At 74.9% G+C, this 25162-nt stretch carries 24 protein-coding genes; 22 read left to right on the top strand and 2 right to left on the bottom strand.

Translation table 11 applies throughout. The features are described 5' to 3' along the window. The first annotated feature begins 281 nt into the window (after window positions 1-281). Genes pyrR through pyrF form a run of 7 tightly spaced genes read left to right on the top strand, consistent with a single transcriptional unit; the run spans window position 282 to window position 9359 of the window. Complete coding sequence (gene pyrR, locus ABZ493_RS13855; protein ID WP_430582723.1) at window positions 282-893, top strand: bifunctional pyr operon transcriptional regulator/uracil phosphoribosyltransferase PyrR; 612 nt, start codon at window positions 282-284, stop codon at window positions 891-893. Further along, window positions 890-1936, top strand: a complete 1047-nt coding sequence (locus tag ABZ493_RS13850) for an aspartate carbamoyltransferase catalytic subunit (protein WP_430582718.1) — start codon at window positions 890-892, stop codon at window positions 1934-1936. The genes pyrR and ABZ493_RS13850 overlap by 4 nt, the downstream gene beginning before the upstream one ends. Next, entirely contained in the window at window positions 1933-3273 is a 1341-nt protein-coding gene (locus tag ABZ493_RS13845) for a dihydroorotase (RefSeq protein WP_430582717.1), read from the top strand. Before ABZ493_RS13850 ends, ABZ493_RS13845 begins: the two co-directional genes overlap by 4 nt. Further along, the gene (locus ABZ493_RS13840; protein ID WP_430582716.1) at window positions 3270-3812 is read left to right on the top strand and encodes a hypothetical protein; all 543 of its coding nucleotides are present in this window, start codon (window positions 3270-3272) and stop codon (window positions 3810-3812) included. Before ABZ493_RS13845 ends, ABZ493_RS13840 begins: the two co-directional genes overlap by 4 nt. Then, window positions 3809-5095 (top strand): glutamine-hydrolyzing carbamoyl-phosphate synthase small subunit, encoded by a 1287-nt coding sequence (carA, locus tag ABZ493_RS13835; RefSeq protein ID WP_430582715.1) that lies wholly within the window; start codon window positions 3809-3811, stop codon window positions 5093-5095. The genes ABZ493_RS13840 and carA overlap by 4 nt, the downstream gene beginning before the upstream one ends. Beyond that, window positions 5095-8463: a carbamoyl-phosphate synthase large subunit gene (gene carB / locus ABZ493_RS13830; RefSeq protein ID WP_430582714.1), complete on the top strand. Its 3369-nt coding sequence runs from the start codon at window positions 5095-5097 to the stop codon at window positions 8461-8463. The genes carA and carB overlap by 1 nt, the downstream gene beginning before the upstream one ends. Next, the gene (gene pyrF, locus ABZ493_RS13825) at window positions 8460-9359 is read left to right on the top strand and encodes an orotidine-5'-phosphate decarboxylase (RefSeq protein ID WP_430582713.1); all 900 of its coding nucleotides are present in this window, start codon (window positions 8460-8462) and stop codon (window positions 9357-9359) included. Before carB ends, pyrF begins: the two co-directional genes overlap by 4 nt. 96 nt (window positions 9360-9455) lie before the next feature. On the opposite strand, the gene ABZ493_RS13820 is transcribed toward pyrF, so the two are convergent. Further along, window positions 9456-10277 carry a class I SAM-dependent methyltransferase gene (locus ABZ493_RS13820; protein ID WP_430582712.1) on the bottom strand — a complete coding sequence of 274 codons (822 nt, stop codon included), beginning with the start codon at window positions 10275-10277 and terminating at the stop codon, window positions 9456-9458. 207 nt (window positions 10278-10484) lie between these two features. Between ABZ493_RS13820 and mihF the strand changes: the two genes are divergently transcribed. The 12 genes from mihF (at window position 10485) to ABZ493_RS13760 (ending at window position 22508) form a co-directional block, all read left to right on the top strand. Next, entirely contained in the window at window positions 10485-10796 is a 312-nt protein-coding gene (mihF, locus tag ABZ493_RS13815) for an integration host factor, actinobacterial type (RefSeq protein ID WP_079575226.1), read from the top strand. Window positions 10797-10881: 85 nt separating this feature from the next. Then, window positions 10882-11460: a guanylate kinase gene (gene gmk, locus ABZ493_RS13810; protein WP_430582722.1), complete on the top strand. Its 579-nt coding sequence runs from the start codon at window positions 10882-10884 to the stop codon at window positions 11458-11460. 116 nt (window positions 11461-11576) lie between these two features. Beyond that, window positions 11577-11894: a DNA-directed RNA polymerase subunit omega gene (gene rpoZ, locus ABZ493_RS13805; protein WP_430570201.1), complete on the top strand. Its 318-nt coding sequence runs from the start codon at window positions 11577-11579 to the stop codon at window positions 11892-11894. Window positions 11895-11949: 55 nt separating this feature from the next. Next, the gene (coaBC, locus tag ABZ493_RS13800) at window positions 11950-13197 is read left to right on the top strand and encodes a bifunctional phosphopantothenoylcysteine decarboxylase/phosphopantothenate--cysteine ligase CoaBC (protein ID WP_430582711.1); all 1248 of its coding nucleotides are present in this window, start codon (window positions 11950-11952) and stop codon (window positions 13195-13197) included. Window positions 13198-13273: 76 nt separating this feature from the next. Beyond that, window positions 13274-14491, top strand: a complete 1218-nt coding sequence (gene metK, locus ABZ493_RS13795; RefSeq protein ID WP_430582710.1) for a methionine adenosyltransferase — start codon at window positions 13274-13276, stop codon at window positions 14489-14491. A 257-nt stretch (window positions 14492-14748) separates the two neighbouring features. Next, window positions 14749-17103, top strand: coding sequence for a primosomal protein N' (locus ABZ493_RS13790; RefSeq protein ID WP_430582709.1), 2355 nt, complete (start codon window positions 14749-14751; stop codon window positions 17101-17103). Further along, entirely contained in the window at window positions 17103-17753 is a 651-nt protein-coding gene (locus ABZ493_RS13785; protein WP_430582708.1) for an HAD family phosphatase, read from the top strand. The genes ABZ493_RS13790 and ABZ493_RS13785 overlap by 1 nt, the downstream gene beginning before the upstream one ends. Window positions 17754-17841: 88 nt before the next feature. Next, the gene (locus ABZ493_RS13780; RefSeq protein ID WP_430582707.1) at window positions 17842-18207 is read left to right on the top strand and encodes a hypothetical protein; all 366 of its coding nucleotides are present in this window, start codon (window positions 17842-17844) and stop codon (window positions 18205-18207) included. Window positions 18208-18316: 109 nt separating this feature from the next. Further along, window positions 18317-19300 carry a methionyl-tRNA formyltransferase gene (fmt, locus tag ABZ493_RS13775; RefSeq protein ID WP_430582706.1) on the top strand — a complete coding sequence of 328 codons (984 nt, stop codon included), beginning with the start codon at window positions 18317-18319 and terminating at the stop codon, window positions 19298-19300. Further along, on the top strand, window positions 19297-20901 hold the full coding sequence (locus tag ABZ493_RS13770) for a transcription antitermination factor NusB (RefSeq protein ID WP_430582705.1): 1605 nt from the start codon (window positions 19297-19299) through the stop codon (window positions 20899-20901). The genes fmt and ABZ493_RS13770 overlap by 4 nt, the downstream gene beginning before the upstream one ends. 91 nt (window positions 20902-20992) lie before the next feature. Next, entirely contained in the window at window positions 20993-21238 is a 246-nt protein-coding gene (locus tag ABZ493_RS13765) for a helix-turn-helix transcriptional regulator (RefSeq protein ID WP_430582704.1), read from the top strand. Continuing rightward, window positions 21120-22508 carry a HipA domain-containing protein gene (locus ABZ493_RS13760; protein WP_430582703.1) on the top strand — a complete coding sequence of 463 codons (1389 nt, stop codon included), beginning with the start codon at window positions 21120-21122 and terminating at the stop codon, window positions 22506-22508. The genes ABZ493_RS13765 and ABZ493_RS13760 overlap by 119 nt, the downstream gene beginning before the upstream one ends. A gap of 6 nt (window positions 22509-22514) precedes the next feature. On the opposite strand, the gene ABZ493_RS13755 is transcribed toward ABZ493_RS13760, so the two are convergent. Then, window positions 22515-23084 (bottom strand): N-acetyltransferase family protein, encoded by a 570-nt coding sequence (locus tag ABZ493_RS13755; RefSeq protein ID WP_430582702.1) that lies wholly within the window; start codon window positions 23082-23084, stop codon window positions 22515-22517. Between the two features lie 38 nt (window positions 23085-23122). Between ABZ493_RS13755 and rpe the strand changes: the two genes are divergently transcribed. From rpe to hisG, 3 genes are all read left to right on the top strand, one after another. Next, window positions 23123-23785 carry a ribulose-phosphate 3-epimerase gene (gene rpe / locus ABZ493_RS13750; protein ID WP_430582701.1) on the top strand — a complete coding sequence of 221 codons (663 nt, stop codon included), beginning with the start codon at window positions 23123-23125 and terminating at the stop codon, window positions 23783-23785. A gap of 139 nt (window positions 23786-23924) precedes the next feature. After that, a complete protein-coding gene (locus ABZ493_RS13745; protein ID WP_079575216.1) occupies window positions 23925-24188 on the top strand; it encodes a phosphoribosyl-ATP diphosphatase in 264 nt (87 codons plus the stop codon). A gap of 101 nt (window positions 24189-24289) precedes the next feature. After that, window positions 24290-25138 carry an ATP phosphoribosyltransferase gene (gene hisG, locus ABZ493_RS13740; protein ID WP_430582700.1) on the top strand — a complete coding sequence of 283 codons (849 nt, stop codon included), beginning with the start codon at window positions 24290-24292 and terminating at the stop codon, window positions 25136-25138. Window positions 25139-25162: the final 24 nt, after the last annotated feature.

Genomic DNA, 25162 nt, shown 5'->3' with positions numbered 1-25162 from the left:
GTTCTCTAAACACCCGCCCTGTCCGACCAGGCGGCCTGCCCGGCCCGGGGCCGCCCTCCGGGGTGGGCCCCTCTCCCTGCGGGCCGGATGCGTGCGCCACCGCCTGTTCGGCATTCCGGCGCCCGGGGGACACGGTGTGTGACGCACGCCGCGCCCGCATGGTGGGCACGCTCACGGGCGGAGCGAGGGCGACGGGATAGGGTGGAGGCCGTCAGAACGACACCCTTTAACCCCGTCCCGTGAGGCGGAGAAGGAGGTCGCCAGTGGCTGCTGGCACCGGTATGCCCGGAACACCCGAACTGCCCGACGCCCCGGAAGGGACGGTCGTGCTCGGCGCGAGCGACGTCGCCCGCGCCCTCACCCGCATCGCGCACGAGATCGTCGAGCGCGCCAAGGGGGCCCAGGACGTCGTCCTGCTCGGCATCCCGACCCGTGGGGTCACCCTCGCCGCGCGCCTCGCGCAGCGGCTCGCGAGCATCGACCCCGCCTTCGACCCGGAGCGCGACCTGGGCGAGCTGGACGTCACGATGTACCGCGACGACCTGCGCCGCCAGCCCACGCGCGCCGTCGGCGTCACCCGGCTGCCCGCCGCGGGGATCGAGGGCAAGACGGTCGTCCTCGTCGACGACGTCCTCTTCTCCGGCCGCACCATCCGCGCCGCGCTCGACGCCATCGGCGACCTCGGCCGCCCGCAGGCCGTCCGGCTCGCGTGCCTGGTGGACCGGGGCCATCGTGAGCTGCCGATCCGCCCCGACTTCGTGGGCAAGAACCTCCCGACGGCGCAGACGGAGCGCGTGCGCGTGCTCCTCGCCGAGGTGGACGGCTCCGACGCCGTCGTGATCAGCGGGCGCGAGCCCGACGGCGCGGTCCCGGGCGACGGGAGCGGGCGATGAAGCACCTGCTGTCCACCGCCGACCTCGCCAAGGACGAGGCGATCGAGCTCCTCGACACCGCCGCGCAGATGGCCGCGACGCAGTCCCGCGAGATCAAGAAGCTGCCGACGCTGCGCGGCCGCACCGTGGTGAACCTCTTCTTCGAGGACTCCACCCGCACGCGCATCTCGTTCGAGACGGCCGCCAAGCGGCTGTCCGCGGACGTCATCAACTTCTCGGCCAAGGGGTCGAGCGTCTCCAAGGGCGAGTCGCTCAAGGACACCGCGCTCACCCTGCACGCGATGGGCGCCGACGCCGTGGTGGTGCGCCACTGGGCCTCGGGCGCCCCGTACCAGCTCGCCCACGCGGGCTGGCTCGACGCGGCCGTGCTCAACGCCGGCGACGGCACGCACATGCACCCCACGCAGGCGCTGCTCGACGCCTACACGATCCGCCGGCACGTGGTCGGTGGAGCTGCCGGCCACGGCGGCGGGCTGCGCCGCGGGGGCGACGACGGCGTCGGCGCCGACCTCGCGGGCGTGAAGGTCGCGATCGTGGGCGACGTCCTGCACTCGCGCGTCGCCCGGGCCAACGTGTGGCTGCTGCGCACGCTCGGCGCCGAGGTGACGCTCGTGTCGCCGCCCACGCTGCTGCCGGTCGGGGTCGAGACCTGGCCGTGCCGCACGTCCTACGACCTGGACGCCACGCTCGCCGACTGGCAGCCGGACGCCGTGATGATGCTGCGCGTGCAGCGCGAGCGGATGTCCGGGGGCGCGGGGGCGTTCTTCCCGAGCCCGCTGGAGTACACCCGCTACTTCGGCCTCGACGGCCGCCGCCTGGCGCTGCTGCCCGAGCACTCCATCGTCATGCACCCCGGCCCGATGAACCGCGGGCTGGAGATCTCCGCCGAGGCGGCCGACTCCGACCGCGCCGTCATCGTGGAGCAGGTCGCCAACGGCGTCGCCGTGCGCATGGCCTCGCTCTACCTGCTGCTGTCCGGCACCGCCTCGTCCGCCTCTGTGCCCGCCCCTGTCTCGAGCACCACCGAAGGGACCGCCCTGTGACCACCACCTACGTGCTGCGCGGGGCCCGCCCCCTGGGCGGCGAGCCCGCCGACGTCGTCCTGGCCGACGGCGTGATCACCCAGGTCGCGGCGCCCGGCACCGCGGACCTGCCCGCCGGCGAGGACGTCGTGGAGATCGCGGCAGACGGGCACGTGCTCCTGCCCGGCCTGGTCGACCTGCACACGCACCTGCGCGAGCCCGGCCGCGAGGACGCCGAGACGGTCGCCTCCGGCACGCGCGCCGCCGCGGCCGGCGGTTTCACCGCCGTGCACGCCATGGCCAACACGTCGCCCGTCGCCGACACCGCCGGCGTCGTCGAGCAGGTGTGGCGCCTGGGCCAGGAGTCCGGCTGGGTCGACGTGCACCCGGTCGGTGCCGTCACCGTGGGCCTGGGGGGCGAGCGCCTCGCCGAGCTCGGCGCGATGGCCGACTCCGCCGCCCGCGTCCGCGTCTTCTCCGACGACGGCAAGTGCGTGCACGACCCGATCCTCATGCGCCGGGCGCTGGAGTACGTCAAGGCGTTCGACGGCGTCGTCGCGCAGCACGCGCAGGAGCCGCGCCTCACCGAGGGCGCCCAGATGAACGAGGGCGTCGTCTCCGCCGAGATCGGGCTGGCCGGCTGGCCCGCCGTCGCCGAGGAGGCGATCATCGCCCGCGACGTGCTGCTCGCCGAGCACGTCGGCTCGCGCCTGCACGTCTGCCACCTGTCGACCGCGGGCTCGGTCGAGATCGTCCGCTGGGCCAAGGGCCGCGGCATCGACGTCACCGCCGAGGTGACGCCGCACCACCTGATCCTCACGGACGAGCTCGCCCGCACCTACGACCCGACGTACAAGGTGAACCCGCCGCTGCGGACGGCCGAGGACGTCGAGGCCGTGCGTCAGGGCCTGGCCGACGGCACGATCGACATCGTCGCCACCGACCACGCCCCGCACACCCGCGAGGACAAGGACTGCGAGTGGGGCGCCGCCGCGTTCGGGATGACCGGGCTCGAGACCGCCCTCTCGGTCGTGCAGCAGACCATGGTCGACACCGGCCGCCTCACCTGGGCCGACGTCGCGCGCGTCCTGTCGACCAACCCCGCCCGCATCGGTCGGGTCGCCGACCACGGCCGACCGCTCGAGGTCGGCGAGCCCGCCAACCTCACCCTGGTCGACCCGGCCGCCACCCGGACGGTCGACGGCGCCGCGCAGGCCACCGCGAGCGGCAACACGCCGTTCGCGGGCCGCGAGCTGCCCGGCCGCGTCGTGGCGACGTTCCTGCGCGGCCGCGCGACCGTCCTGGACGGCGAGCCCGTCGCGGCCGCCGCCGCGGGCACGCGGGGAGGCGCCCGATGAACCTTCCTATGCCCGTCGCGGTCGGGATCTGGGTCGTGATCGGCGTCCTGCTCCTGCTCGTGATCCTCGGCGGCCGCCGGCGGCTCGCCGCGCGCACGAAGGACACGGTCCCCGCGCCGCCCGCCGTCCCGGAGGACCTCGGCGCCCTGCGCCTCGGCCCGCTCGACGCCACCTACGTCTCCTCGACGCTCTCGGGGGACTGGCTGGCCCGGGTCGGCGCGCACCACCTCGGCGACCGCTCCACCGCCCACGTGTCCGTGCACGACGCCGGCGTCCTGGTCGAGCGTGACGGCGCCCCGGACGTGTTCGCGCCCGTGGCCGCCCTGCGCGGCGTCGGCCTGGCCCCCGGCATGGCCGGCAAGTACGTCGGCGCCGACGGCCTGGTCGTCGTCACCTGGGAGGACCCGGAGCGCGACGGCGTGCCGGCGGTCGCCCTCGACACCGGCCTGCGCACCCGCCTCGCGCCCGACCGCTCCCGCCTGGTCGACGCCGTGCGCCACCTCATGACCTCTGCCCCCGCACCGAAGGACGAGCAGTGACCTCCAGCTCCCAGACCAGCCCCGCGCCCGCACCCCAGGCGGCGCTCCTCGTGCTCGAGGACGGCACCGTGGCCCGCGGCCGCGCCTACGGCGCCCGCGGCGCGACGTTCGGCGAGATCGTCTTCTCCACCGGCATGACCGGCTACCAGGAGACGCTCACCGACCCCTCCTACCACCGGCAGATCGTCGTGATGACGGCCCCGCACGTCGGGAACACCGGCATCAACGACGAGGACCCGGAGTCCGGCAAGATCTGGGTGGCCGGCTACGTGCTGCGCGACCCCGCCCGCCGCGTGTCCTCCTGGCGCGCCGATCGTTCCCTCGCCGACGAGCTCGCGGCCCAGGGCGTCGTGGGCATCAGCGACGTCGACACCCGCAAGCTCACGCGCCACCTGCGCGAGCTGGGCGTCATGCGCGCCGGGATCTTCTCCGGCGACGCGCTGGTGCGCGAGGTCGCCGGCGGCACGCTCGTCGAGCGGTCCGTCCCGGAGCTCGTCGCCGAGGTGCAGGCCTCCCCGCAGATGGCGGGCGCCAACCTCTCCCCGGAGGTCACGACCGACCAGGCGTACGTCGTCGAGCCGTCGGGCGAGTTCGCCGGGCGGGAGCCGCTCGCGACGGTCGTCGCAGTCGACCTCGGCATCAAGGCCATGACGCCCGCGCGCCTGGCGCAGCGGGGCGTGCGCGTGCACGTCGTGCCGCAGTCGGCCACGATCGCCGACATCGAGGCCCTGCTCCCGACGGACGGCTCGCCCACGGGCGTGTTCTTCTCCAACGGGCCCGGCGACCCGTCGTCGGCCACGCACGAGATCGAGCTGCTGCGCGGCGTGCTGGACCGTGGCATCCCGTTCTTCGGCATCTGCTTCGGCAACCAGCTGCTGGGCCGCGCCCTCGGGTACGGCACGTACAAGCTCGGGTACGGCCACCGCGGCATCAACCAGCCGGTCATGGACCGCACCACCGGCAAGGTCGAGGTCACGGCGCACAACCACGGCTTCGCCGTCGACGCGCCGCTCGACGCCGTGTCCACGGCGCCGCACGACGCCGAGCGCGCCGACGGCCGCGCCTACGGCCGCGTCATCGTGTCCCACGTCGGCCTCAACGACCAGGTGGTCGAGGGGCTGACCGCGCTCGACGTGCCGGCCTTCTCCGTGCAGTACCACCCCGAGGCCGCCGCCGGCCCGCACGACAGCGCCTACCTCTTCGACCGCTTCGTCGAGCTCATGACGACCCGCGAGCCCGTGACCGTCCCCGCCGCCACGCTGGCCGCGCTGAAGGAGAACTGATGCCCCGCCGTTCCGACCTCTCCTCCGTCCTGGTCATCGGCTCCGGCCCGATCGTCATCGGCCAGGCCTGCGAGTTCGACTACTCCGGCACGCAGGCCTGCCGCGTGCTCAAGGAGGAGGGCCTGCGCGTCGTCCTCGTGAACTCGAACCCGGCCACGATCATGACTGACCCGGAGTTCGCCGACGCGACCTACGTCGAGCCGATCACCACCGAGGTGCTCACCTCGATCATCGCCAAGGAGCGCCCCGACGCCCTCCTGCCCACCCTGGGCGGCCAGACGGCGCTCAACGCCGCCATCGCCCTCGACGAGGCCGGCGTCCTCGAGCAGTACGACGTCGAGCTCATCGGCGCGAACATCCCCGCCATCCAGAAGGGCGAGGACCGCCAGCAGTTCAAGGACGTCGTCGCCAAGTGCGGCGGCGAGTCCGCCCGTTCCGTCATCGTGCACACCGTGGACGAGGCCGTCGCGGCGGCCGCCGACCTGGGCTACCCGATGGTCGTGCGCCCGTCCTTCACGATGGGCGGCCTGGGCTCCGGATTCGCGTACGACGAGACGGAGCTGCGCCGCATCGTCGGCCAGGGCCTGCACTACTCGCCGACCACCGAGGTGCTCCTGGAGGAGTCGATCCTCGGCTGGAAGGAGTACGAGCTCGAGCTGATGCGCGACAAGGACGACAACGTCGTGGTCGTCTGCTCGATCGAGAACGTCGACCCGGTCGGCGTGCACACGGGCGACTCGGTCACGGTCGCCCCCGCGATGACGCTCACCGACCGCGAGTACCAGAAGCTGCGCGACATCGGCATCGCCGTCATCCGCGAGGTCGGCGTCGACACCGGCGGCTGCAACATCCAGTTCGCCGTCGACCCCGACACGGGACGCATCATCGTCATCGAGATGAACCCGCGCGTCTCGCGCTCCTCGGCCCTGGCGTCCAAGGCGACCGGCTTCCCGATCGCGAAGATCGCGGCCAAGCTCGCCGTGGGCTACACCCTGGACGAGATCCCGAACGACATCACCCGCGTCACGCCCGCCAGCTTCGAGCCCACGCTCGACTACGTGGTCGTCAAGGTGCCGCGGTTCGCGTTCGAGAAGTTCCCGGCCGCCGACCCGACGCTCACCACCACCATGAAGTCGGTGGGCGAGGCCATGGCGCTGGGCCGCAACTTCACCGAGGCGCTCGGCAAGGCCCTGCGCTCCATCGACAAGGGCGGGGTCGCGTTCCACTGGGACGGCGCCGCGCCGTCCGGGGCGGAGCTCGACCAGCTGCTGGCCGACATCGTGCGGCCCACCGAGCACCGGATGGTCGGCGTGCAGCAGGCGCTGCGCGCCGTCGTCGCCGGGCACACGACGCTCGAGGCCGTGTTCGACGCGACCAAGATCGACCCCTGGTTCCTCGACCAGATCCTGCTGATGAACGAGGTCGCCGCCGAGGTCGCCACCGGCCCCACCCTGACCGAGGACGTGCTGCGCCGCGCCAAGCGGCACGGCCTGTCCGACGTGCAGGTCGCGCGGCTGCGCGGCATGGGGCCGGCGGGGGAGGCCACCGTCCGCGAGGTGCGGCGCGCGCTCGGTGTCCGCCCCGTCTACAAGACGGTCGACACGTGCGCGGCCGAGTTCGCGGCCCGCACGCCGTACCACTACTCGACCTACGACGAGGAGACCGAGGTGGCGCCGCGCGAGCGCGAGGCCGTCATCATCCTGGGCTCGGGCCCGAACCGGATCGGTCAGGGCATCGAGTTCGACTACTCGTGCGTGCACGCCGCCCTGACCCTGTCGGAGCGGTACGAGACCGTCATGGTCAACTGCAACCCGGAGACCGTCTCGACGGACTACGACACCTCCGACCGCCTGTACTTCGAGCCGCTGACCTTCGAGGACGTCCTCGAGGTCTACGAGGCGGAGCTCGCCGCCGGGCCGGTCAAGGGCGTCATCGTGCAGCTCGGCGGGCAGACGCCGCTCGCCCTCGCCCAGCGCCTGGCGGACGCCGGCGTGCCGATCCTCGGCACCTCGCCCGAGGCCATCGACGCCGCCGAGGACCGCGGCATCTTCGGCCAGGTGCTGCTCGACGCCGGCCTGCCCGCCCCCGCGTTCGGCACGGCCCGCTCGCTGGGCCAGGCCCGCGAGGTCGCCGAGACCATCGGCTACCCGGTGCTGGTGCGCCCGTCGTACGTGCTGGGCGGCCGCGGCATGGAGATCGTGTACTCCGCCGAGCAGCTCACCGAGTACGTCGAGCGGGCCCTCGAGGCGGCCGCCGCGGACGAGCGCACGGCCGGCGGCCTGCTGCCCGCTCCGCTGCTCATCGACCGCTTCCTCGACGACGCGATGGAGATCGACGTCGACGCCCTGTTCGACGGCGAGGAGATGTTCCTCGGCGGCGTCATGGAGCACATCGAGGAGGCCGGCATCCACTCCGGCGACTCGGCCTGCGTGCTGCCGCCCGTCTCCCTGTCGGACGCGGAGATCGAGCGGATCCGCCGCTCGACGGAGGCGATCGCGAAGGGCGTCGGCGTGCGCGGCCTGCTCAACGTGCAGTACGCGCTCGTCTCCGACGTCCTGTACGTGCTCGAGGCGAACCCGCGGGCGTCGCGCACCGTGCCGTTCGTGTCCAAGGCGACGGGCACCTCGATGGCGAAGGCCGCGGCCCGGGTCATGGTCGGCGAGTCGATCGCCGAGCTGCGCGCGGCGGGCGTCCTGCCCGCCGAGGGCGACGGCGGCACGCTCGACCTGGGCGCGCCGCTGGCCGTCAAGGAGGCCGTGCTGCCCTTCAAGCGGTTCCGTACCGCCGAGGGCCAGGTCGTCGACACGGTGCTCGGCCCGGAGATGCGTTCCACCGGCGAGGTCATGGGCTTCGACAAGGACTTCCCGCACGCGTTCGCGAAGTCGCAGGCCGCCGCGTTCGGCGGGCTGCCCACCGCGGGCCGGGTGTTCGTGTCGGTCGCCGACCGCGACAAGCGCTCGATCATCTTCCCGGTGAAGCGGCTCGCCGAGCTGGGCTTCGAGGTGCTCGCCACGGCCGGCACCGCCCAGGTGCTGCGCCGCAACGGCATCGGCAGCACGGTGGTGCGCAAGTTCTCCGAGGGGCGCGGCGCCGACGGGGAGCCGACGATCGTCGACCTCATCACCGACGGCGACGTGGACCTCGTCGTCAACTCGCCGTCGGGCCAGGGTGCGCGGGCCGACGGCTACGAGATCCGCGCGGCCACCACGGCCGCCGACAAGCCGATGATCACCACGGTGGACCAGCTCGCCGCGGCGGTGCAGGGCATCGAGGCGGTGCGCGGCGGGCCGTTCGACGTCGCGAGCCTGCAGGAGCACACGGTGGCGACGCGGGAGCGGCTCGGCGCCGCGGCGGGGGTGTCGGCGTGAGCGCCGCGGCGACGCCCGGTGCGGCGGCGGCCGCGACGCCGGTGCCGTTCGGCGCGCGCCTCGCCGCGGCGATGGACGCCCACGGCCCCCTGTGCGTGGGCATCGACCCGCACGCGTCGCTGCTCTCGGCCTGGGGGCTGGGCGACGACGCCGCCGGGGTGCGCGAGTTCGGGCTGCGCGTCGTGGACGCGCTCGGCGGGCGGGTCGCGGCCTTCAAGCCGCAGGCCGCGTTCTTCGAGCGGCACGGCTCGGCCGGCGTGGCTGCGCTGGAGGACGTGATCGCCGCGTCGCGGGCCGTCGGCACCCTGACGATCGTCGACGCCAAGCGCGGCGACATCGGCTCGACGATGGGCGCGTACGCGGACGCCTTCCTGGCCGACGGCTCCCCGCTCGCGGGCGACGCCGTGACGGTGTCGCCCTACCTGGGCTTCGGCTCGCTGGCCCCGGCCGCCGAGCTGGCCGCCCGCACCGGGCGCGGCATCTTCGTGCTGTGCCTCACCTCCAACAAGGAGGGGCACGAGGTGCAGCACGCGGTCGGGCCCGACGGCGTGAGCGTCGCGGCGTCGGTCGCCGCCCAGGCCGCGGTGCTCAACGCGGGCGCGGTGGCCGAGGGGCTGCCGATGGGCTCGGTCGGGCTCGTCGTCGGCGCCACGGTCGGCGACGCCGCCCGCGAGACCGGCACGGACCTCGTTGCGGTGCACGGCCCGCTGCTCGCTCCCGGGGTGGGCGCGCAGGGCGCGGGGGAGCGGGAGCTCGCCTCGGCCTTCGGGGACGCGCGGCGACAGGTGCTCGCCTCGTCGTCCCGCGGCGTCCTCGCGGCGGGGCCCGACGCCGACGGGCTGCGCGAGGCGGCGGCGTCCGCGGTGGCTGACGCGCGGGCCGCGCTGCGTCCCTGACGCCGGCCGCCCGCACGACGGGCCCGCCCCTCACGGGGGCGGGCCCGTCGTCGTCCCGGTGGTGCTGGCGTCAGGTGCCGACGTCAGGTGCCGGCGTCAGGACCCGGTGACCTGCCAGACGGACACGTGCCGCTCGCTGTCGGCGGTGAAGGGCGTGCGCTCCCAGTCCCCCCAGCGGTGCACCAGGCGCATCCCGGCGAGCCGTGCCATGAGGTCCAGCTCGGCCGGCCAGACGTACCGGAACGGCAGCCACCGGAACCGACCCGAGCCGTCCGGCCCGACGGTCACGTGGTTCGACGTGAACCCCTGGGTGACGACGTCGATCCGGTCGAAGCCCACGTACCCGCCGCCGGCGTCGTCGGGCGCGACCGTGAACGGCACCGTGTCCTGGCCGGGCGGCATGCGGCGCAGGGGCGGCACCCCGACCTCGACCACGAAGTGCCCGCCGGGACGCAGGTGCGCCGCCGCCGTGCGGAAGCAGTCCACCTGACCGTCCTGGGTCGTGACGTTGCCGATGGTGTTGAAGACGAGGTAGGCGACGGCGAACTCGCCGGGCACGCGCGCCGTCGTCATGTCGCCGATCGTCACCTCGACCCGGTCGCCGCCCGGCTTGTCCGCGACGCGCGCCGCCATCGCCCGGGACAGCTCGATGCCATGGGTGGGCACCCCGCGCAGGGCGAGCGGTGCGGCGACGCGGCCCGTGCCGACGGCCAGCTCGAGGGCGGCGCCGTCGCCGGCGAGCTCGGCGAGCACGTCGACGGTCCGGGCGACCACCGCCGGGTCGAACTCACGGTCGGTGGAGGAGTCGTAGGAGGCGGCGACGCTCTCCGGGAACCATCCGTCCTCGGTGGCGTCCGGGGTTGCGTCCGGGGTTGCGTCCGGGGTGGCGTCAGGGACCGTGCTCGGGTCGGTCGGCATGACCCGACCGTAGAACGCCGCGCGGGGGCCGGAGCAGCACTTTTTCGCGCAGGCGCGCGACCTGCGACGATGTCCTGACCCTAATGCCGCTTTCCTCCCGGTCGGAGGGCGGTCGCTCCCGTGCTACGGATTGCCGCCTCCGCAGGTCGTGGCTACTTTCGAGGGAGCAGTTCCCTCACAGGCGGACCGACAGAGTAGGTGACTTGCGTGGCTCTCCCCCCTCTCACCCCGGAACAGCGTGCTGCGGCCCTCGAGAAGGCGGCCGAGGCTCGGCGCGTCCGCGCGGAGATCAAGAACCGGTTGAAGTACTCCCAGGGCTCCCTCAAGGACGTGATCGAGAAGGGGCAGAAGGACGACGTCGTGGGCAAGCTCAAAGTCGTCTCGCTGCTCGAGTCGCTCCCCGGGGTCGGTAAGGTGAAGGCCCGGGCGATCATGGAGGAGATCGGGATCGCCGAGACTCGTCGGGTCCGCGGCCTCGGGCCGCACCAGGCTTCGGCGCTCATCGAGAGGTTTGGCTGACATTTCCGCACCACCCGCCGGCCGTCCGGCATCGCAGGAAGCCCCCGTCACCGTCGGCGCGGCCGCCGGGACGCCCCCGGCCCGGCTGACCGTGCTGGCGGGGCCGACGGCCGTCGGCAAGGGCACGGTCTCCGCCGACGTCCGTGCCCGCTACCCGCAGGTGTGGCTGTCGGTGTCGGCGACGACGCGGCCGCCGCGCCCCGGCGAGGTGCACGGCGTGCACTACCTGTTCGTCTCTCCCGAGGAGTTCGACCGGATGGTCGCCGAGGGGCAGATGCTCGAGTGGGCGGTGGTGCACGGCCGGCACCGGTACGGCACGCCTCGCGGGCCGGTGGAGGAGCACCTCGCGGCGGGCGTGCCCACCCTGCTGGAGATCGACCTGCAGGGTGCCCGCCAGGTGCGGGAGGCGGTCGCGGCGCGGGGGCTCGCCGCGCAGTTCGTCTTCCTCGCGCCGCCGAGCTTCGACGAGCTCGTGCGGCGCCTGGTCGGGCGCGGCACGGAGGACGCCGAGGAGCGCGAGCGGCGGCTGAGCACGGCGCGGACCGAGCTCGCGGCCGAGGCCGAGTTCGACGTGACGATCGTCAACGACGACGTCACCCACGCCACGGACCGGCTCGCGCGCGTGATGGGTGTGACGTCCGCCGCACCACGGGTCGCCCTGTAGGGCACCGGCTGGGGGTCCACGCCCGACCGCAGGTAGGATGGACCGCTGACCCCCTGACATCGCGTCACCGCAGCTGTCAGCGAACCCGTCACCGAACTTTGTCTGGAGTGTGACCCATGGCCGGAACCGTGGCCCAGCCCATCGGCATCACCGACCCGCCCATCGACGAGCTGCTCGAGCGCACCGACTCGAAGTACGGCCTCGTGCTGTACGCGTCCCAGCGCGCGCGTCAGATCAACGCGTACTACTCGCAGCTCAACGAGGGCCTGCTGGAGAACGTCGGCCCGCTGGTCGAGACCCGCAACCAGGAGAAGCCGCTCTCCATCGCCATGCGCGAGATCAACGAGGGCCTGCTCACCTCCACGCCCGTCGAGGAGAAGCCCGCGGCCGCCGCGGAGCCGGTCGCCGACCCCGGCGACGAGATCACCTTCTGACGGTCCGGCGCCGGCCCTTGACCGGCGCCACCCTGCGGCGGCGAGGTAGCGCACGATGAGGATCCTGCTCGGCGTGAGCGGCGGCATCGCCGCGTACAAGGCCGTGCTGCTGCTGCGCCTGCTCCGCGAGCAGGGGCACGCGGTCCGGGTGATCCCCACCGCGTCCGCCCTGCGTTTCGTCGGCGCGCCGACGTTCGAGGCGCTGTCCGGCGAGCCCGTCACCGACGAGGTGTTCGAGGACGTCGCGCACGTGCCGCACGTGGCCCTGGGCCAGGGCGCCGACCTCGTCGTCGTCGCGCCCGCCACGGCGGACCTGCTCGCCCGCGCCGCCACCGGCCGGGCGGACGACCTCCTCACCTCGGCGCTGCTCACCGCGCGATGCCCGGTGGTGATGGCACCTGCCATGCACACCGAGATGTGGGAGCACCCCGCCACCCGCGCCAACGTGGCGACGCTGCGCGAGCGCGGCGTCACGGTGATCGATCCGGCCAGCGGCCGCCTCACCGGCGCCGACACCGGCCCTGGCCGCCTGCCCGAGCCGGAGGAGATCGCCCGCGTGGCTCTCGCGGCCGTGGCGGGCACGGTCCCGGCGCCGGCCGAGGGTGCGCACCACGACGACCTGTCCGGCCGCAGGGTCGTCGTGTCCGCGGGCGGCACGCGCGAGCCGATCGACCCGGTGCGCTTCATCGGCAACCGGTCGAGCGGCCGCCAGGGCGCGGCGCTGGCCGAGGCCGCGCGCGCCCGCGGCGCCGACGTGACGCTCGTCGCCGCGAACCTGGACGACGCCGTCTGCGCGCCGGCGCGTGCGGCGGGCGTCGTCGTCGTCCCGGTGGAGACCACGGCGGAGCTGCGCGACGCCGTGCGCGCTGGCGCCGCGGACGCGGACGTCGTCGTGATGGCCGCGGCGGTCGCCGACTTCCGCCCGGCCGACGTGCCGGACGCCAAGATCAAGAAGGTGCCCGGCACGGGTCCGGCGCCGATCACGCTGGTGGAGAACCCGGACGTGCTCGCCGAGCTCGCCCACGACCGGCTGCGCGCCGGCCAGCTCGTCGTCGGCTTCGCCGCCGAGACGGGCGACGCCGACGGCTCCGTCCTCGAGCACGGGCGCCGCAAGGCGCTGCGCAAGGGGGCCGACATGCTCGCGGTGAACGCCGTGGGCGCGGGGCGCGGCTTCGGTGCCCCGACGAACGCCGTCACGGTGCTCGACGGCCGTGGCGAGGTCGTGACGGAGGCCGCCGGGTCCAAGCGCGAGGTCGCCGACGCGATCTGGGACGCCGTGGCGAAGACGCTGTCCGGCATCTGAGATTCACCCCAGCATGTGAGACATTTCCTGTCCCGGGGGCCTGGTCAGGCGGGCCGCTGCCCGTAGGCTGTCCGCCATGACCGATGCGCTGCGCCTCTTCACGTCCGAGTCCGTGACCGAGGGCCACCCGGACAAGGTGTGCGACCAGATCTCCGACGCGATCCTGGACGCGCTGCTGGCGCAGGACCCCCGCTCGCGCGTGGCGGTCGAGACGATGGTGACCACGGGCCTCGTGCACGTGGCCGGCGAGGTCACGACCGACGCCTACGTCGAGATCCCCCAGATCGTGCGCGAGGTCGTGCGCCGGATCGGGTACACCTCGTCCGCGATCGGCTTCGACGGCGACTCCTGCGGCGTGTCCGTCTCGATCGGGCAGCAGTCGCCCGACATCGCGCAGGGCGTGGACAAGAGCCTCGAGGAGCGCGACGACGCCTCCGGCCCCGGCCTCGACCGCGACCCCCTCGACGCGCAGGGCGCGGGCGACCAGGGCCTCATGTTCGGGTACGCCACCGACGAGACGCCGTCGCTCATGCCGCTGCCGATCTGGACGTCGCACCGCCTCGCGGAGCGGCTGTCGGCCGTGCGCCGTTCGGGCGAGCTGCCCGGGCTGCGCCCCGACGGCAAGACCCAGGTGACCGTCGCCTACGACGGCGACCGGCCCGTGCGCATCGACACCGTGGTGCTGTCCACCCAGCACGACGCCGACATCGTGCAGGAGAAGCTCCAGCGCGAGGTCGCCGACGTCGTCATCGCCCCCGTGCTCGCCCAGGTGGCCAGGGAGACCGGCGTCGAGACGTCGGACGCCCGCCTCATCGTCAACCCGACCGGCAAGTTCGTCGTCGGCGGCCCGCAGGGCGACGCCGGCCTCACCGGCCGCAAGATCATCGTCGACACCTACGGCGGCATGGCACGCCACGGCGGCGGCGCGTTCTCCGGCAAGGACCCGTCGAAGGTGGACCGCTCCGCCGCGTACGCGATGCGCTGGGTCGCGAAGAACGTCGTCGCCGCCGGGCTGGCGCGCCGTTGCGAGGTGCAGGTCGCGTACGCGATCGGCAAGGCGCACCCCGTGGGCCTGTACGTCGAGACGTTCGGCACGGAGACCGTGCCCACCGAGCGGATCGCCGCCGCCATCGAGAGCGTGTTCGACCTGCGCCCCGCGGCGATCATCCGCGACCTCGACCTGCTGCGCCCCGTGTACGCGCAGACGGCCGCCTACGGCCACTTCGGGCGCGACCTGCCCGGGTTCACCTGGGAGCGCACGGACCGCGTCGACGCGCTGCGGGCCGCGGTCTGATCGGTCTCGGCCATCGTCTCGGCCACCGTTCCGACTCGGGTCGGGGCCGCGTGGCGGCAAGATTGCTTCGCGCGGACGCGTTCACGGACGCCAGGGCGCCCTCCACTTCGGGAGGGATACGTCCGCGCGAAGCAATCCTGCCGCCACGCTCTCCTCTCGTCGGACGGCGGCGTCGATCGCTGCTCCGGGACCACGGCGTCTCCCCGGCCTGCGTGAACCGGGACAGGCACGTGGGTGGGGCGTGATGGGATGGCCTCGTGACTGAGACCCCCGAGCCCGAGCAGCCCGCGCTGCTCGGGCTCGACGCCGTCCCGGCCCCGCGCGACGCCGCGACGAAGGGGCGCAGCAAGCCCGGGAAGGGCGGCAAGGCCGGCAAGGCGGCCCTGGGGGCCACACCGGTCGCCGAGGAGCTGCCCGTCGCCCGGGTGGTGCTCGACCTGCAGCCGGCCCACCTGGACCGCGCGTACGACTACCTGGTGCCCGCGCCGATGGCCGACGACGCCCGGCCCGGCGTGCGGGTGCGGGCCCGGTTCGGGCCGCAGGAGGTGGCCGGCTACGTGGTGGAGCGCCGCGCGACGTCCGACCACGACGGGCGTCTCGTGCCGCTCAAGCGGGTGGTCTCCGGCGACCCGGTGCTTTCGGAGCCCGTGCTGCGGCTGGCCCGCGCCGTCGCGGACCGGTACGCCGGCACCCTCGCCGACGTGCTGCGCCTCGCCGTGCCGCCGCGGCACGCCCGCGTCGAGAAGGAGGTCCTCGCCGTCCTCGCGGCGCCCGAGGGCGAAGTCGAGGGGACGCCCGTGCCGGCCGGGGAGAGCGAGGAGGGCGCCGAGGTCTCAGTCGGTGCGCCCACCGGCCGGGACGAGCCCCAGGAGACCCCTCAGGAGACCGGTGAGGCCGCCCAGGGCGCGTCCGGGGACGCCTCGCTGTCTTCCACGCCTCCAGCGCCTGGTGCGCCTCCCGTGGCTCCCCGGGCGGTGCGGCCCGTCGCTGCGGGCTCCACGGCCGCGTGGGAGTCCTACCTGGGCGGGGAGGCGTTCTGCCGGCACCTGCTCGCCGGAGGTGCCCCACGGGCCGTGTGGACGCCGCTGCCCGGCCTCGCGCCCCCCGCGGGCGACGGGCCGGCGCACGTGCCGCACTGGGCGGCCGCGGTCGCGCAGGCCGCCCGCGCCACCGTCGCCGGCGGGCGGCGGGTGCTCGTCGTCGCCCCTGATGCGCGCGACGTCGAGCGCGTGGTGGTGGCGCTCGCCGACGCCGGCGTGGACGACGTCGTGCGCCTGCTGGCCGACGACGGGCCCGCCCCCCGGTACCGCGCGTTCCTGCGTGCCCGGCACGGCCTCGCGGACGTCGTCGTCGGCACGCGGGCCGCGATGTTCGCCCCCGTGCCGGACCTCGGCCTGGTGGTGCTGTGGGGGGACGGCGAGGACACCCTCGCCGAGCCGCACGCCCCGTACCCGCACGCCCGCGACGTGCTCGCCCTGCGCAGCGACCTCGAGGAGGCCGCATACCTGCTGGCGTCCCCGGGTCGGACGGTGCAGGCGCAGGCGCTGCTCGCGTCCGGGTGGGCGCGCGAGATCGCCGCGCCGCGCGACGTGCTGCGGGCCCGCGCCCCGCGGGTGCGCGCCCTGACGTCCGTCGAGCTCGCCGCCGAGGGGCCCGGCGCGGCCGCGCGCCTGCCGACCGCCGCCTGGCGCGCCGCCCGCGACGGCCTGACCCGGGGTCCCGTCCTCGTGCAGGTGCCGCGCACCGGCTATCTGCCGGTCGTGGCCTGCGCCCGGTGCCGCACCGCCGCGCGTTGCGGCACGTGTCACGGCCCCCTCGGCATGACGCGCACCGGCAGCGCGCCCCAGTGCTCGTGGTGCGGCCGCCTCGCCGGCGGCTGGCGCTGCGAGGAGTGCGGCGACACCCGGGTGCGCGCCGTCCGCGTGGGCTCCGACCGGACGGCGGAGGAGCTCGGCAGGGCGTTCGCGGGCACGCCCGTGCGGGTGTCCGCGTCGTCCGCGCCCGCCGGGGTGCTCGACCGGGTCGGGCCCGAGCCGGCGCTCGTCGTCGCGACCCCCGGTGCCGAGCCCGTCGCCGACGGCGGGTACGCCGTCGCGCTCCTGCTCGACGCCGCCGTGGCCACCGCGGGCACCGGGCTCGCCACGGCCACGGAGGCGCTGCACCGCTGGCTCGCCGCCGCGGCCCTCGTGCACCCCGCCCGCGCCGGGGGACAGGTGCTCCTCGTCGGGGACGCCGCCCCCACGCCGACGGGCGCCCTCGTGCGCTACGACCCGGGTGGGCTGGCGGACCGGGAGCTCGCGGAGCGCCGCGAGCTCGCGCTGCCGCCCGCCGTCCGGGTCGCTGCCGTCACCGGCGACCGGGGTGCCGTCGACGCCCTCGTGGGCCGCGTGGCGCTCGCGGGCCCCGACACCGTCCTCGGGCCCGTCGAGCAGCCCGACGCCGACGCGCGCCGCGGGGCCACCCTGGAGCCCCAGGTGCGTACGGTGCTCCGCGTCCCCCTCGCGCAGGGCGCGGAGCTCGCCGCCCAGCTGCGGGCCTCGCTCGCGGTGCGTTCCGCGCGGCGCGAGGGAGGCGGCGTCCGCGTGCAGATCGACCCCAAGGAGATGCTCTGATGCCCGCCGAGGCCGACACCGACACCGCAACCGCCGCGAGCGTGAGCACCGTGGTGTTCGACTTCGGCAACGTGCTCGTCGGCTGGGACCCGTACGGCGCGTTCCCCCGCCGTACCCGGGCGGAGGTCGACGCCTGGATGGAAGAGATCGACTTCCCCGCGTTCAACCTCGCCCAGGACGCCGGGCGCAGCTGGGCCGACGCCCGCGGGACCCTCGCCGACCGGCCTCACCTGGTGCCCCTGCTCGACGAGTACGTCGCGGGCTTCGCCGACACCCTCACGGGGCCCGTCCCGGGGTCGGCCGAGCTGGTGGAGGAGCTGCGCGCCGCCGGGGTGCGGCTCCTCGGGCTGACCAACTGGTCCGCGGAGCTGTTCGCGCACGCCGCCGACGCCGCGCCCGCCACGACCCGCATGGAGCACGTCGTGGTCTCCGGACGGGTGGGGCTCGCCAAGCCCGACCCGGCGATCTTCCGCCACCTGGCCGACACCCACGACGTCGACCCGTCGCGCACCGTCTTCGTCGACGACAGCGCCGCCAACGTCGCGGCCGCCCGCGAGCTGGGCTTCCACGGCGTCCGGTTCACCGACGCCCCCGCGCTGCGCGCCGCCCTGCGCGGCCTCGGCCTCCCCGTCCGCCGCCAGCCGGCATGAGCACGAGGGAGGACTTCGACCGGACGGCCGCGGCACTGGTCGGGGCCCGCGTCGACGACGTCACGGCGTCGAGGTCTTCAGCGCGCCGATGACCACCTTCCTCACCCTGGGCGACGACGGACCTGAGTCATGGAGGGTCACGGAGCACCCCGAGTGGAGGCGGTGGACCGGCCTCCAGGTCGTCGCCGCGGTCACGTTCTGGGACCGCTTCGAGCTCGGCCCTCCTCGCGACAGGGACGGACGGGTCGTCGGTCCCGGCCGGACGATCGAGGTGCCGGTCGCCCTCCGGCTCGACGTCGCCGCCGCCGGTCCCGTGTGGTTCGTCGTGGGCATCCCCACCGAGGAGGGCGGTGCCGTCCTCCTCGGCGACGAGATCATGGTGGTGTTCACGTCCGAGGCGATGCTCAGGCTCGGGTTCCCGGCGGGAGAGTTCACCACAGGGCCCCTGCGGTAGCTGCCCACCACCCCTCGCGAACCTTGGTCGTGCCACGCCCTCGTCGTGCCGCTCGGCGGCGCCCCGGCGCTCGCGGACCGCGCCGCGCTCGCCCGACTACGATCGGGTGGTGCGCCTGCTCTTCGCCGGAACCCCCGAACCCGCCGTCCCGTCCCTGCGCGCCCTCCTGGCGTCGCGCCACGAGGTCGTGGCCGTCCTGACCCGGGCGGACGCGCCCGCCGGTCGCGGACGCCGTCTCGTGCCCAGCCCGGTGCGCCTGGCGGCCGAGGAGGCCGGCATACCCGTCCTCACCGCGCGCCCCCGGGGCGAGGAGTTCCTCGCGACGCTGCGCGAGCTCGCCGTCGACGCCGCCCCCGTCGTCGCGTACGGCCACCTCCTGCGCCCGGACGTGCTCGCCGTGCCCCGCCTCGGCTGGGTCAACCTGCACTTCTCCGTCCTGCCCGCCTGGCGCGGCGCGGCTCCCGTGCAGCACGCCGTCCTCGCCGGCGACGAGGTCACCGGCGCCACGACCTTCCTCCTCGACGAGGGCATGGACACCGGCCCCGTGCTCGGCACCGCCACCGAGACGATCCGCCCCCGCGACACGTCCGGCGACCTGCTCGGCCGCCTCGCCACCAGCGGCGCCGACCTGCTCGTCGCGACCCTCGACGCGCTCGAGGACGGCGGCCTCGCCCCCCAGCCGCAGCCCGCCGACGGCGCCTCCCTCGCCCCCAAGGTGACGACCGACGACGCCCGCGTCCGCTGGGACGACCCCGCGCTCGCCGTCGACCGGCGGATCCGCGCCGTCACCCCCGCCCCGGGGGCGTGGACGACCCTGCCGTCCACCCCTGGCCTCGACGCCGCGCCCGGGGCGCGCCTCGGCCTCGGCCCCGTGACCCCCCGCCCCGACGTCACCGACCTCGCGCCGGGCCAGGTGAGCGCCGGCAAGAAGGAGGTCCTCGTCGGGACCGCCACGCACGCCGTCGCCCTCGGGCACGTGCAGCCCGTCGGCAAGAAGCCCATGCCCGCCGCCGACTGGGCGCGCGGCGCCCGAGGCCTGTTCACCGGTGATGCCGGCCAGGCCGCGCCGCGCCTCGGGCAGGACGCCCGATGAGCGCCGGGCGACGCGGTCCGGGCGCAGGGCGCGACCGATCCCAGGACCGATCCCAGGACCGTGCCGACCAGGCAAGCGGCCGCGACGGGCAGCGCGACAGCAAGGGCCGCCAGCGCGGCGCCGCCCGCTCCCGCGGCGAGACGCACCGCAGCGCCCAGGCCCCCGGCGAACGGCGCCGCCGCACCGACCCCGCCCGCACCGCCGCCTACGACGTGCTGCGCCAGGTCGACGGCTCCGACGCCTACGCCAACCTCGTCCTGCCGCCCCTGCTGCGCGAGCGTCGCATCTCCGGGCGCGACGCCGCCTTCGCCACCGAGCTCGCGTACGGCACGCTGCGGCTGCGCGGACGCTACGACGCGATCCTCGCCCACTGCGTGACGCGCCCCCTCGACCAGCTCGACCCCGAGGTGCTCGACGTCCTCCGCCTCGGCGCCCACCAGCTCCTCGGCATGCGCGTCCCCTCGCACGCGGCCGTCTCCGAGACGGTCGCGCTCGCCCGCGACCGCGTGGGCGCCGGGCCCGCGCAGATAGTCAACGCCGTCCTGCGCGCCGTCGGACGCACCCCCCTCGAGGACTGGCTCGCACGCCTCACCGAGGAGGCGCCCGACGCCGTCACGGCGCTCGCCACGACGGGCTCCCACCCCGTGTGGATCACCCGCGCCCTGCGCGAGGCGCTCGCGGGCCACGGCCGCAGCCCCGACGAGGCCCCCGACCTGCTCGACGCCGACAACGCCGCGCCGCGCGTGACCCTCGTCGCCCGCCCCGGGCTCGCGGGCCCGGACGTCCTGCGCGGGCAGGCCGACGACGCCGACGTGCGCCTCGAACCGGGCCGCTGGGCGCCCACCGCGCTGGTCCTCGCCGGGGGCAGCGACCCCGCCGCCCTGCCGGCCGTCGCGGACGCCCGCGCGGGCGTGCAGGACGAGGGCTCCCAGCTCGTCACCCTCGCCCTCGCCGGCGCGCCGCTGGACGGGCCCGACGCCCGCTGGCTCGACCTCTGCGCCGGGCCGGGTGGCAAGGCCGCGCTCCTCGCCGCGCTCGCGGGGGAGCGGGGCGCCGCCCTCGTCGCCAACGAGGTGCAGCCGCACCGCGCCCGCCTCGTCGAGCGTGCCCTGCGTGCCGTGCCCGACGGCGTCGTCGAACGCGTGCGCACGGGTGACGGGCGCGAGGTGGGCGACCAGGAGCCCGGTGGCTACGACCGCGTGCTGGTCGACGCCCCGTGCACCGGGCTCGGCGCCCTGCGCCGCCGCCCCGAGTCGCGCTGGCGCCGCACGCCCGCCGACCTGGGCACGCTGACCGTGCTGCAGCGTGAGCTGCTCTCCTCCGCCCTCGACGCGGTGCGTCCCGGCGGCGTCGTCGCGTACGTCACCTGCTCCCCGCACCTGGCGGAGACGCGACTCGTGGTCGACGACGTGCTGCGCCGCCGGGACGACGCGGAGCGCATCGACGCGCGGTCGGCGATGCGCGACGCTCTGGTGCCCGGTGCGGACATCGATCTCGGTGCCTCGGACGGCGGCGCGCACGGGCTGGACGTGCAGCTGTGGCCGCACGTGCACGGCACGGACGCGATGCACCTGACGCTGCTGCGCCGGCGCGGAGTCTGACTGTCGGGATCTTCTTGCATCACCCTGCTGTGCCAGGATAACCTGGCGCCATCCGGGGTGGTCAGAATAATCCGACATGACGAGGTGACACATGGACGGCGAGCGATGGGCCGTCGCGCGAAGCCCGCGCGACATCGGCCGGTTCGTCCGACAGGCGCGCAAGGGTGCAGGACTCAGCCAGGCGGCGCTCGCGGACGAGCTAGGACTGACTCGGCAGTATGTCTCGGAGATGGAGTCCGGCGTGGACAACCTGTACATCACCCGGTTGTTCGAGATGTTCGACGCGCTCGACATCGACGTGCGTCTTGCAGAGAGAGCCGATCGTGCCGGTGAGTGAGCTCGACGCCTGGCTCTACGGGACGAGGGTGGCGCGATTCGTCGGACGGTCCAGCCCGCGGGGAACCCACCGGGTCGACTTGGACTGGGACGCCGGAGCGGTCGCACGATGGGGATACGGTGCGCGCGTGCTGTCCCACCTCCTACCCATGGACCCGGACTCTCCGCCGCCGTCCCCCCGTGTCACGGCGTGGCTCGACGGGCTGATGCCCGAGGGTCGCGTGCGCGATTCCATGGCGATGGAGGCAGGCGTCGACCCGGAGGATTCGGTCGGGTTCTTCGCGGCCTATGGCGGTGACACCGTCGGGGCGCTCCTGCTCGTGCCGCCCGGGCTCACCCCGACGCCCGCGTCCCGGCCGGCGGTGCACGTCGACGAGTCCGGCGTCGCGTCGCTCCTGCGCGAGAGCCTGGCGCGGGCGGGTGGGCACGGCCGAAGCCGGCACCTCACGAGTTCCCTGCCCGGCATGGAACCCAAGATCGGCCTGGTGCGCGACGACCGCGGCTGGCTGCGGGCGTCGCCCACCCAGCCGACGACGCACATCCTCAAGGTGGCGCGCGAGGCGGGCTCGCCCACGGCCGACCTGGTCGACACGGAGGCCGCGGCGCTCGACCTGGCCCGCCGGGTGGGCCTCACGACGATCGGCGCCGAGGTCGCCACGTTCGAGGACGTCCGCGCGATCGTCGTCTCCCGCTACGACCGGGTGCCCGACCCGGCGGCCCCGGGCGGCCAGCGGCGCGTGCACCAGGAGGACGCCGCCCAGGCGCTGGGGATCAACACGCGCGACCCGGAGCGCAAGTTCCAGCACGGGCGGGCGCTGCCGTCGCTCGCGCGGATCGCCCGCGTGCTGCGTGACGACGGCGCCCGGCCCGACCCGCTGCTCGCGCTCACCACGCTGAACCTGGCCGTCGGCAACACCGACGCGCACGCGAAGAACGTCTCGATGCTCCGGCGCGCGGACGGCACGGTCGCGCTCGCCCCGGCCTACGACGTCTCCATGCACCTGCACCACGCCCATGCGTCGCGCGTCTTCGCCATGGACGTGTCGGGGGAGCGCGACATGGACCGGATCACGGCCGAGCACCTCGTCGACGAGGGGGTGTCGTGGGGCCTGCCGCGTCGGCGCGCGCTGCGCGCCGTGACGGCCACGCTGGACGGCCTGCGCACGGGGCTCGAGGAGATCGACCGCGACGCCCACCCGGGAGTGGGGACGGAGGCGTGGCGGACCGTCGAGGACCGCACCGACGCGCTGCGCGCCGACCTGCCCGCCTGACGCCCGTCAGGGGAGGGTGCGCTGCAGCAGCGTGGTGCTCACGGAGCGGCCGTGCTTGACCCCGACGTCGCGCAGCACGCCGGCGACCTCGAAGCCGAACCGGCGGTGCAGGGGGAGCGAGCCGGCCGCCGCGGGGTCGTCGGCCACGACGGCCACGACCTGCCGCACGCCCGCACGCGAGCAGGCCTCGAGCAGCGCCGTCATGAGCAGGGAGCCGACGCCTCGCCCCTGCGCCGCGGGGGCGAGGTAGATCGTGTCCTCCACCGTGTAGCGGTAGGCGGCCTTGGGGCGCCAGGGGGACGCGTAGGCATAGCCGACGACGGCCCCGTCGACCTCGGCCACGAGGAAGGGCAGGCCGCGGGCGTCCAGGTCCACGAGGCGCTGGCGCCACGCGGCGACGTCGGGGGCCTGCTCGTCGAACGTCACGGCCGTGCCGGTGACGTACGGCTCGAGGATGGCCGCGACGGTGGGCAGGTCGTCGGCGACGGCGGCACGCACGGTCGTCGAGGCAGGGGCGGCCGTCGGGGTCGTCCGGGTCGTCGGCGACGGCTCGGTGGGGGAGGGGAGCGGTGGCACGGGGCGAGCGTAGTGGCTGCGCCGCCTACGCTGGGCGCATGCCTGCGCTGATCAACCCGAGCATCCTGTCGGCCGACTTCGCGAACCTCGAGCGCGACCTCGGGGCCATCGCCACCGCCGACTACGCCCACGTGGACGTCATGGACAACCACTTCGTGCCGAACCTCACGCTGGGCCTGCCGATCTTCGAGCGCCTCGCGCAGGTCTCGCCCGTGCCGTTGGACGCGCACCTGATGATCGAGGACCCGGACCGCTGGGCGCCCGCGTACGCGGAGGCGGGCGCAGCGTCGGTGACGTTCCACGCGGAGGCCGCGACAGCTCCCGTGCGCCTCGCGCGGGAACTGCGGCGCCTGGGGGCGAGGGCGGGCGTCGCGCTCCGGCCGGCCACGCCGGTGGAGCCGTTCCTCGACCTCCTGCCGGAGATCGACATGATCCTCGTCATGACCGTGGAGCCCGGCTTCGGCGGGCAGTCGTTCATCGACGGCACGCTGCCGAAGATCCGGCGCGCCCGGCAGGCGGTGGGGGAGTCGGGGCTGGACGTGTGGATCCAGGTCGACGGGGGAGTGTCGCGCGACACGATCGAGCGAGCGGCGGACGCGGGGGCGAACGTCTTCGTCGCGGGCTCCGCGGTGTACGGGGCCGCCGACGTCCCGGCGGAGATCTCGACGCTGCGCGAGCTGGCGTCGTCGCACGCGCACTGAGGCCTCGCGGGTCGGGCAAGGGAGATCTCTTCTCGTTCCAGAAAAATAGTGTGCCAAGCGTCCTGAACAAGCACAGATCACCGTCCCGAGGCCTGGAACCGGGCCAGGACCCCGGGGTCCCGGCGTCTAGGCTGAGCGGGTGAAGACGTTCGACTCCCTGTTCGCCGAGCTGACCGAGAAGGCCACGACCCGCCCCGCCGGGTCAGGGACCGTGGCCGAGCTGGACGCCGGCGTGCATGCGATCGGGAAGAAGATCGTGGAGGAGGCGGCCGAGGTCTGGATGGCCGCCGAGCACGAGACCGACGAGGCCGCCGCGGAGGAGATCTCGCAGCTGCTCTACCACCTGCAGGTGCTCATGCTGGCCAAGGGGCTGACGCTCGAGGACGTGTACGCGCATCTGTGAGCGCCCGGACCGGGGCCGCACCGTCACGGTGCGGCCCCGTCGTCCGTCGCGCGCGCCCAGCCGCCGACACGTCCCGACCTGATCCAAGCGAGGTAACCGCAGTGCTCCGTATCGCCGTCCCCAACAAGGGCTCCCTGTCCGTCCCGGCCTCCGACATGCTGCGCGAGGCGGGCTACCGCCAGCGTCGCGACACCCGCGAGCTCGTGCTCGCCGACCCCGACAACGGCGCCGAGTTCTTCTTCCTGCGCCCGCGCGACGTCGCGGTGTACGTGGGCTCCGGGACCGTCGACGTCGGCATCACGGGCCGCGACCTGCTGCTGGACTCCGGCGCGGACGCCGTCGAGCACCTGCCGCTGGGCTTCGCCGCCTCGACCTTCCGCTTCGCGGCGCCGGCCGGGACCATGACGTCTGTCGAGCAGATCAACGGCCGCCGCGTGGCGTCGTCGTACGACACGCTGGTCCGCTCGTACCTGCGCGAGCGGGGCATCGAGCCCTCGGCGGTGGTGCACCTGGACGGCGCCGTGGAGAGCTCCGTGCGCCTCGGCGTGGCGGACGTCATCGCCGACGTCGTCGAGACCGGCACCACGCTGCGCGCAGCGGGCCTGGAGGTCTTCGGCGAGCCGATCCTGCGCTCGGAGGCGCTGCTCATCCGGCGCAGCGACGTGGGGGAGCCGGCCGGGCTGGAGGTGCTCACGCGCCGCCTGCAGGGCGTCATCACCGCGCACGAGTACGTGCTCATGGACTACGACGTGCCGATGGAGCTCGTGGACGCCGCGGTGGCCGTGACCCCGGGCTTCGAGTCGCCCACCGTGTCGCCGCTGCACAACGGCGAGTCGGCGGCGGTGCGGTCGATGGTGAAGCGCTCGGAGACCAACCGCGTCATGGACGCGCTGTACGAGGTGGGGGCGCGCGGCATCATCGTGACCTCCATCCACGCCAGCCGCCTGTGACCCGGCGGGTCGGCGCCCGCCGGC

This window comes from Isoptericola sp. NPDC019482, assembly GCF_040632295.1.
Taxonomy (GTDB): domain Bacteria; phylum Actinomycetota; class Actinomycetes; order Actinomycetales; family Cellulomonadaceae; genus Isoptericola.
Note: the sequence above shows the minus strand (reverse complement) of the source record. Positions and strands in the feature narration are given on the sequence as shown.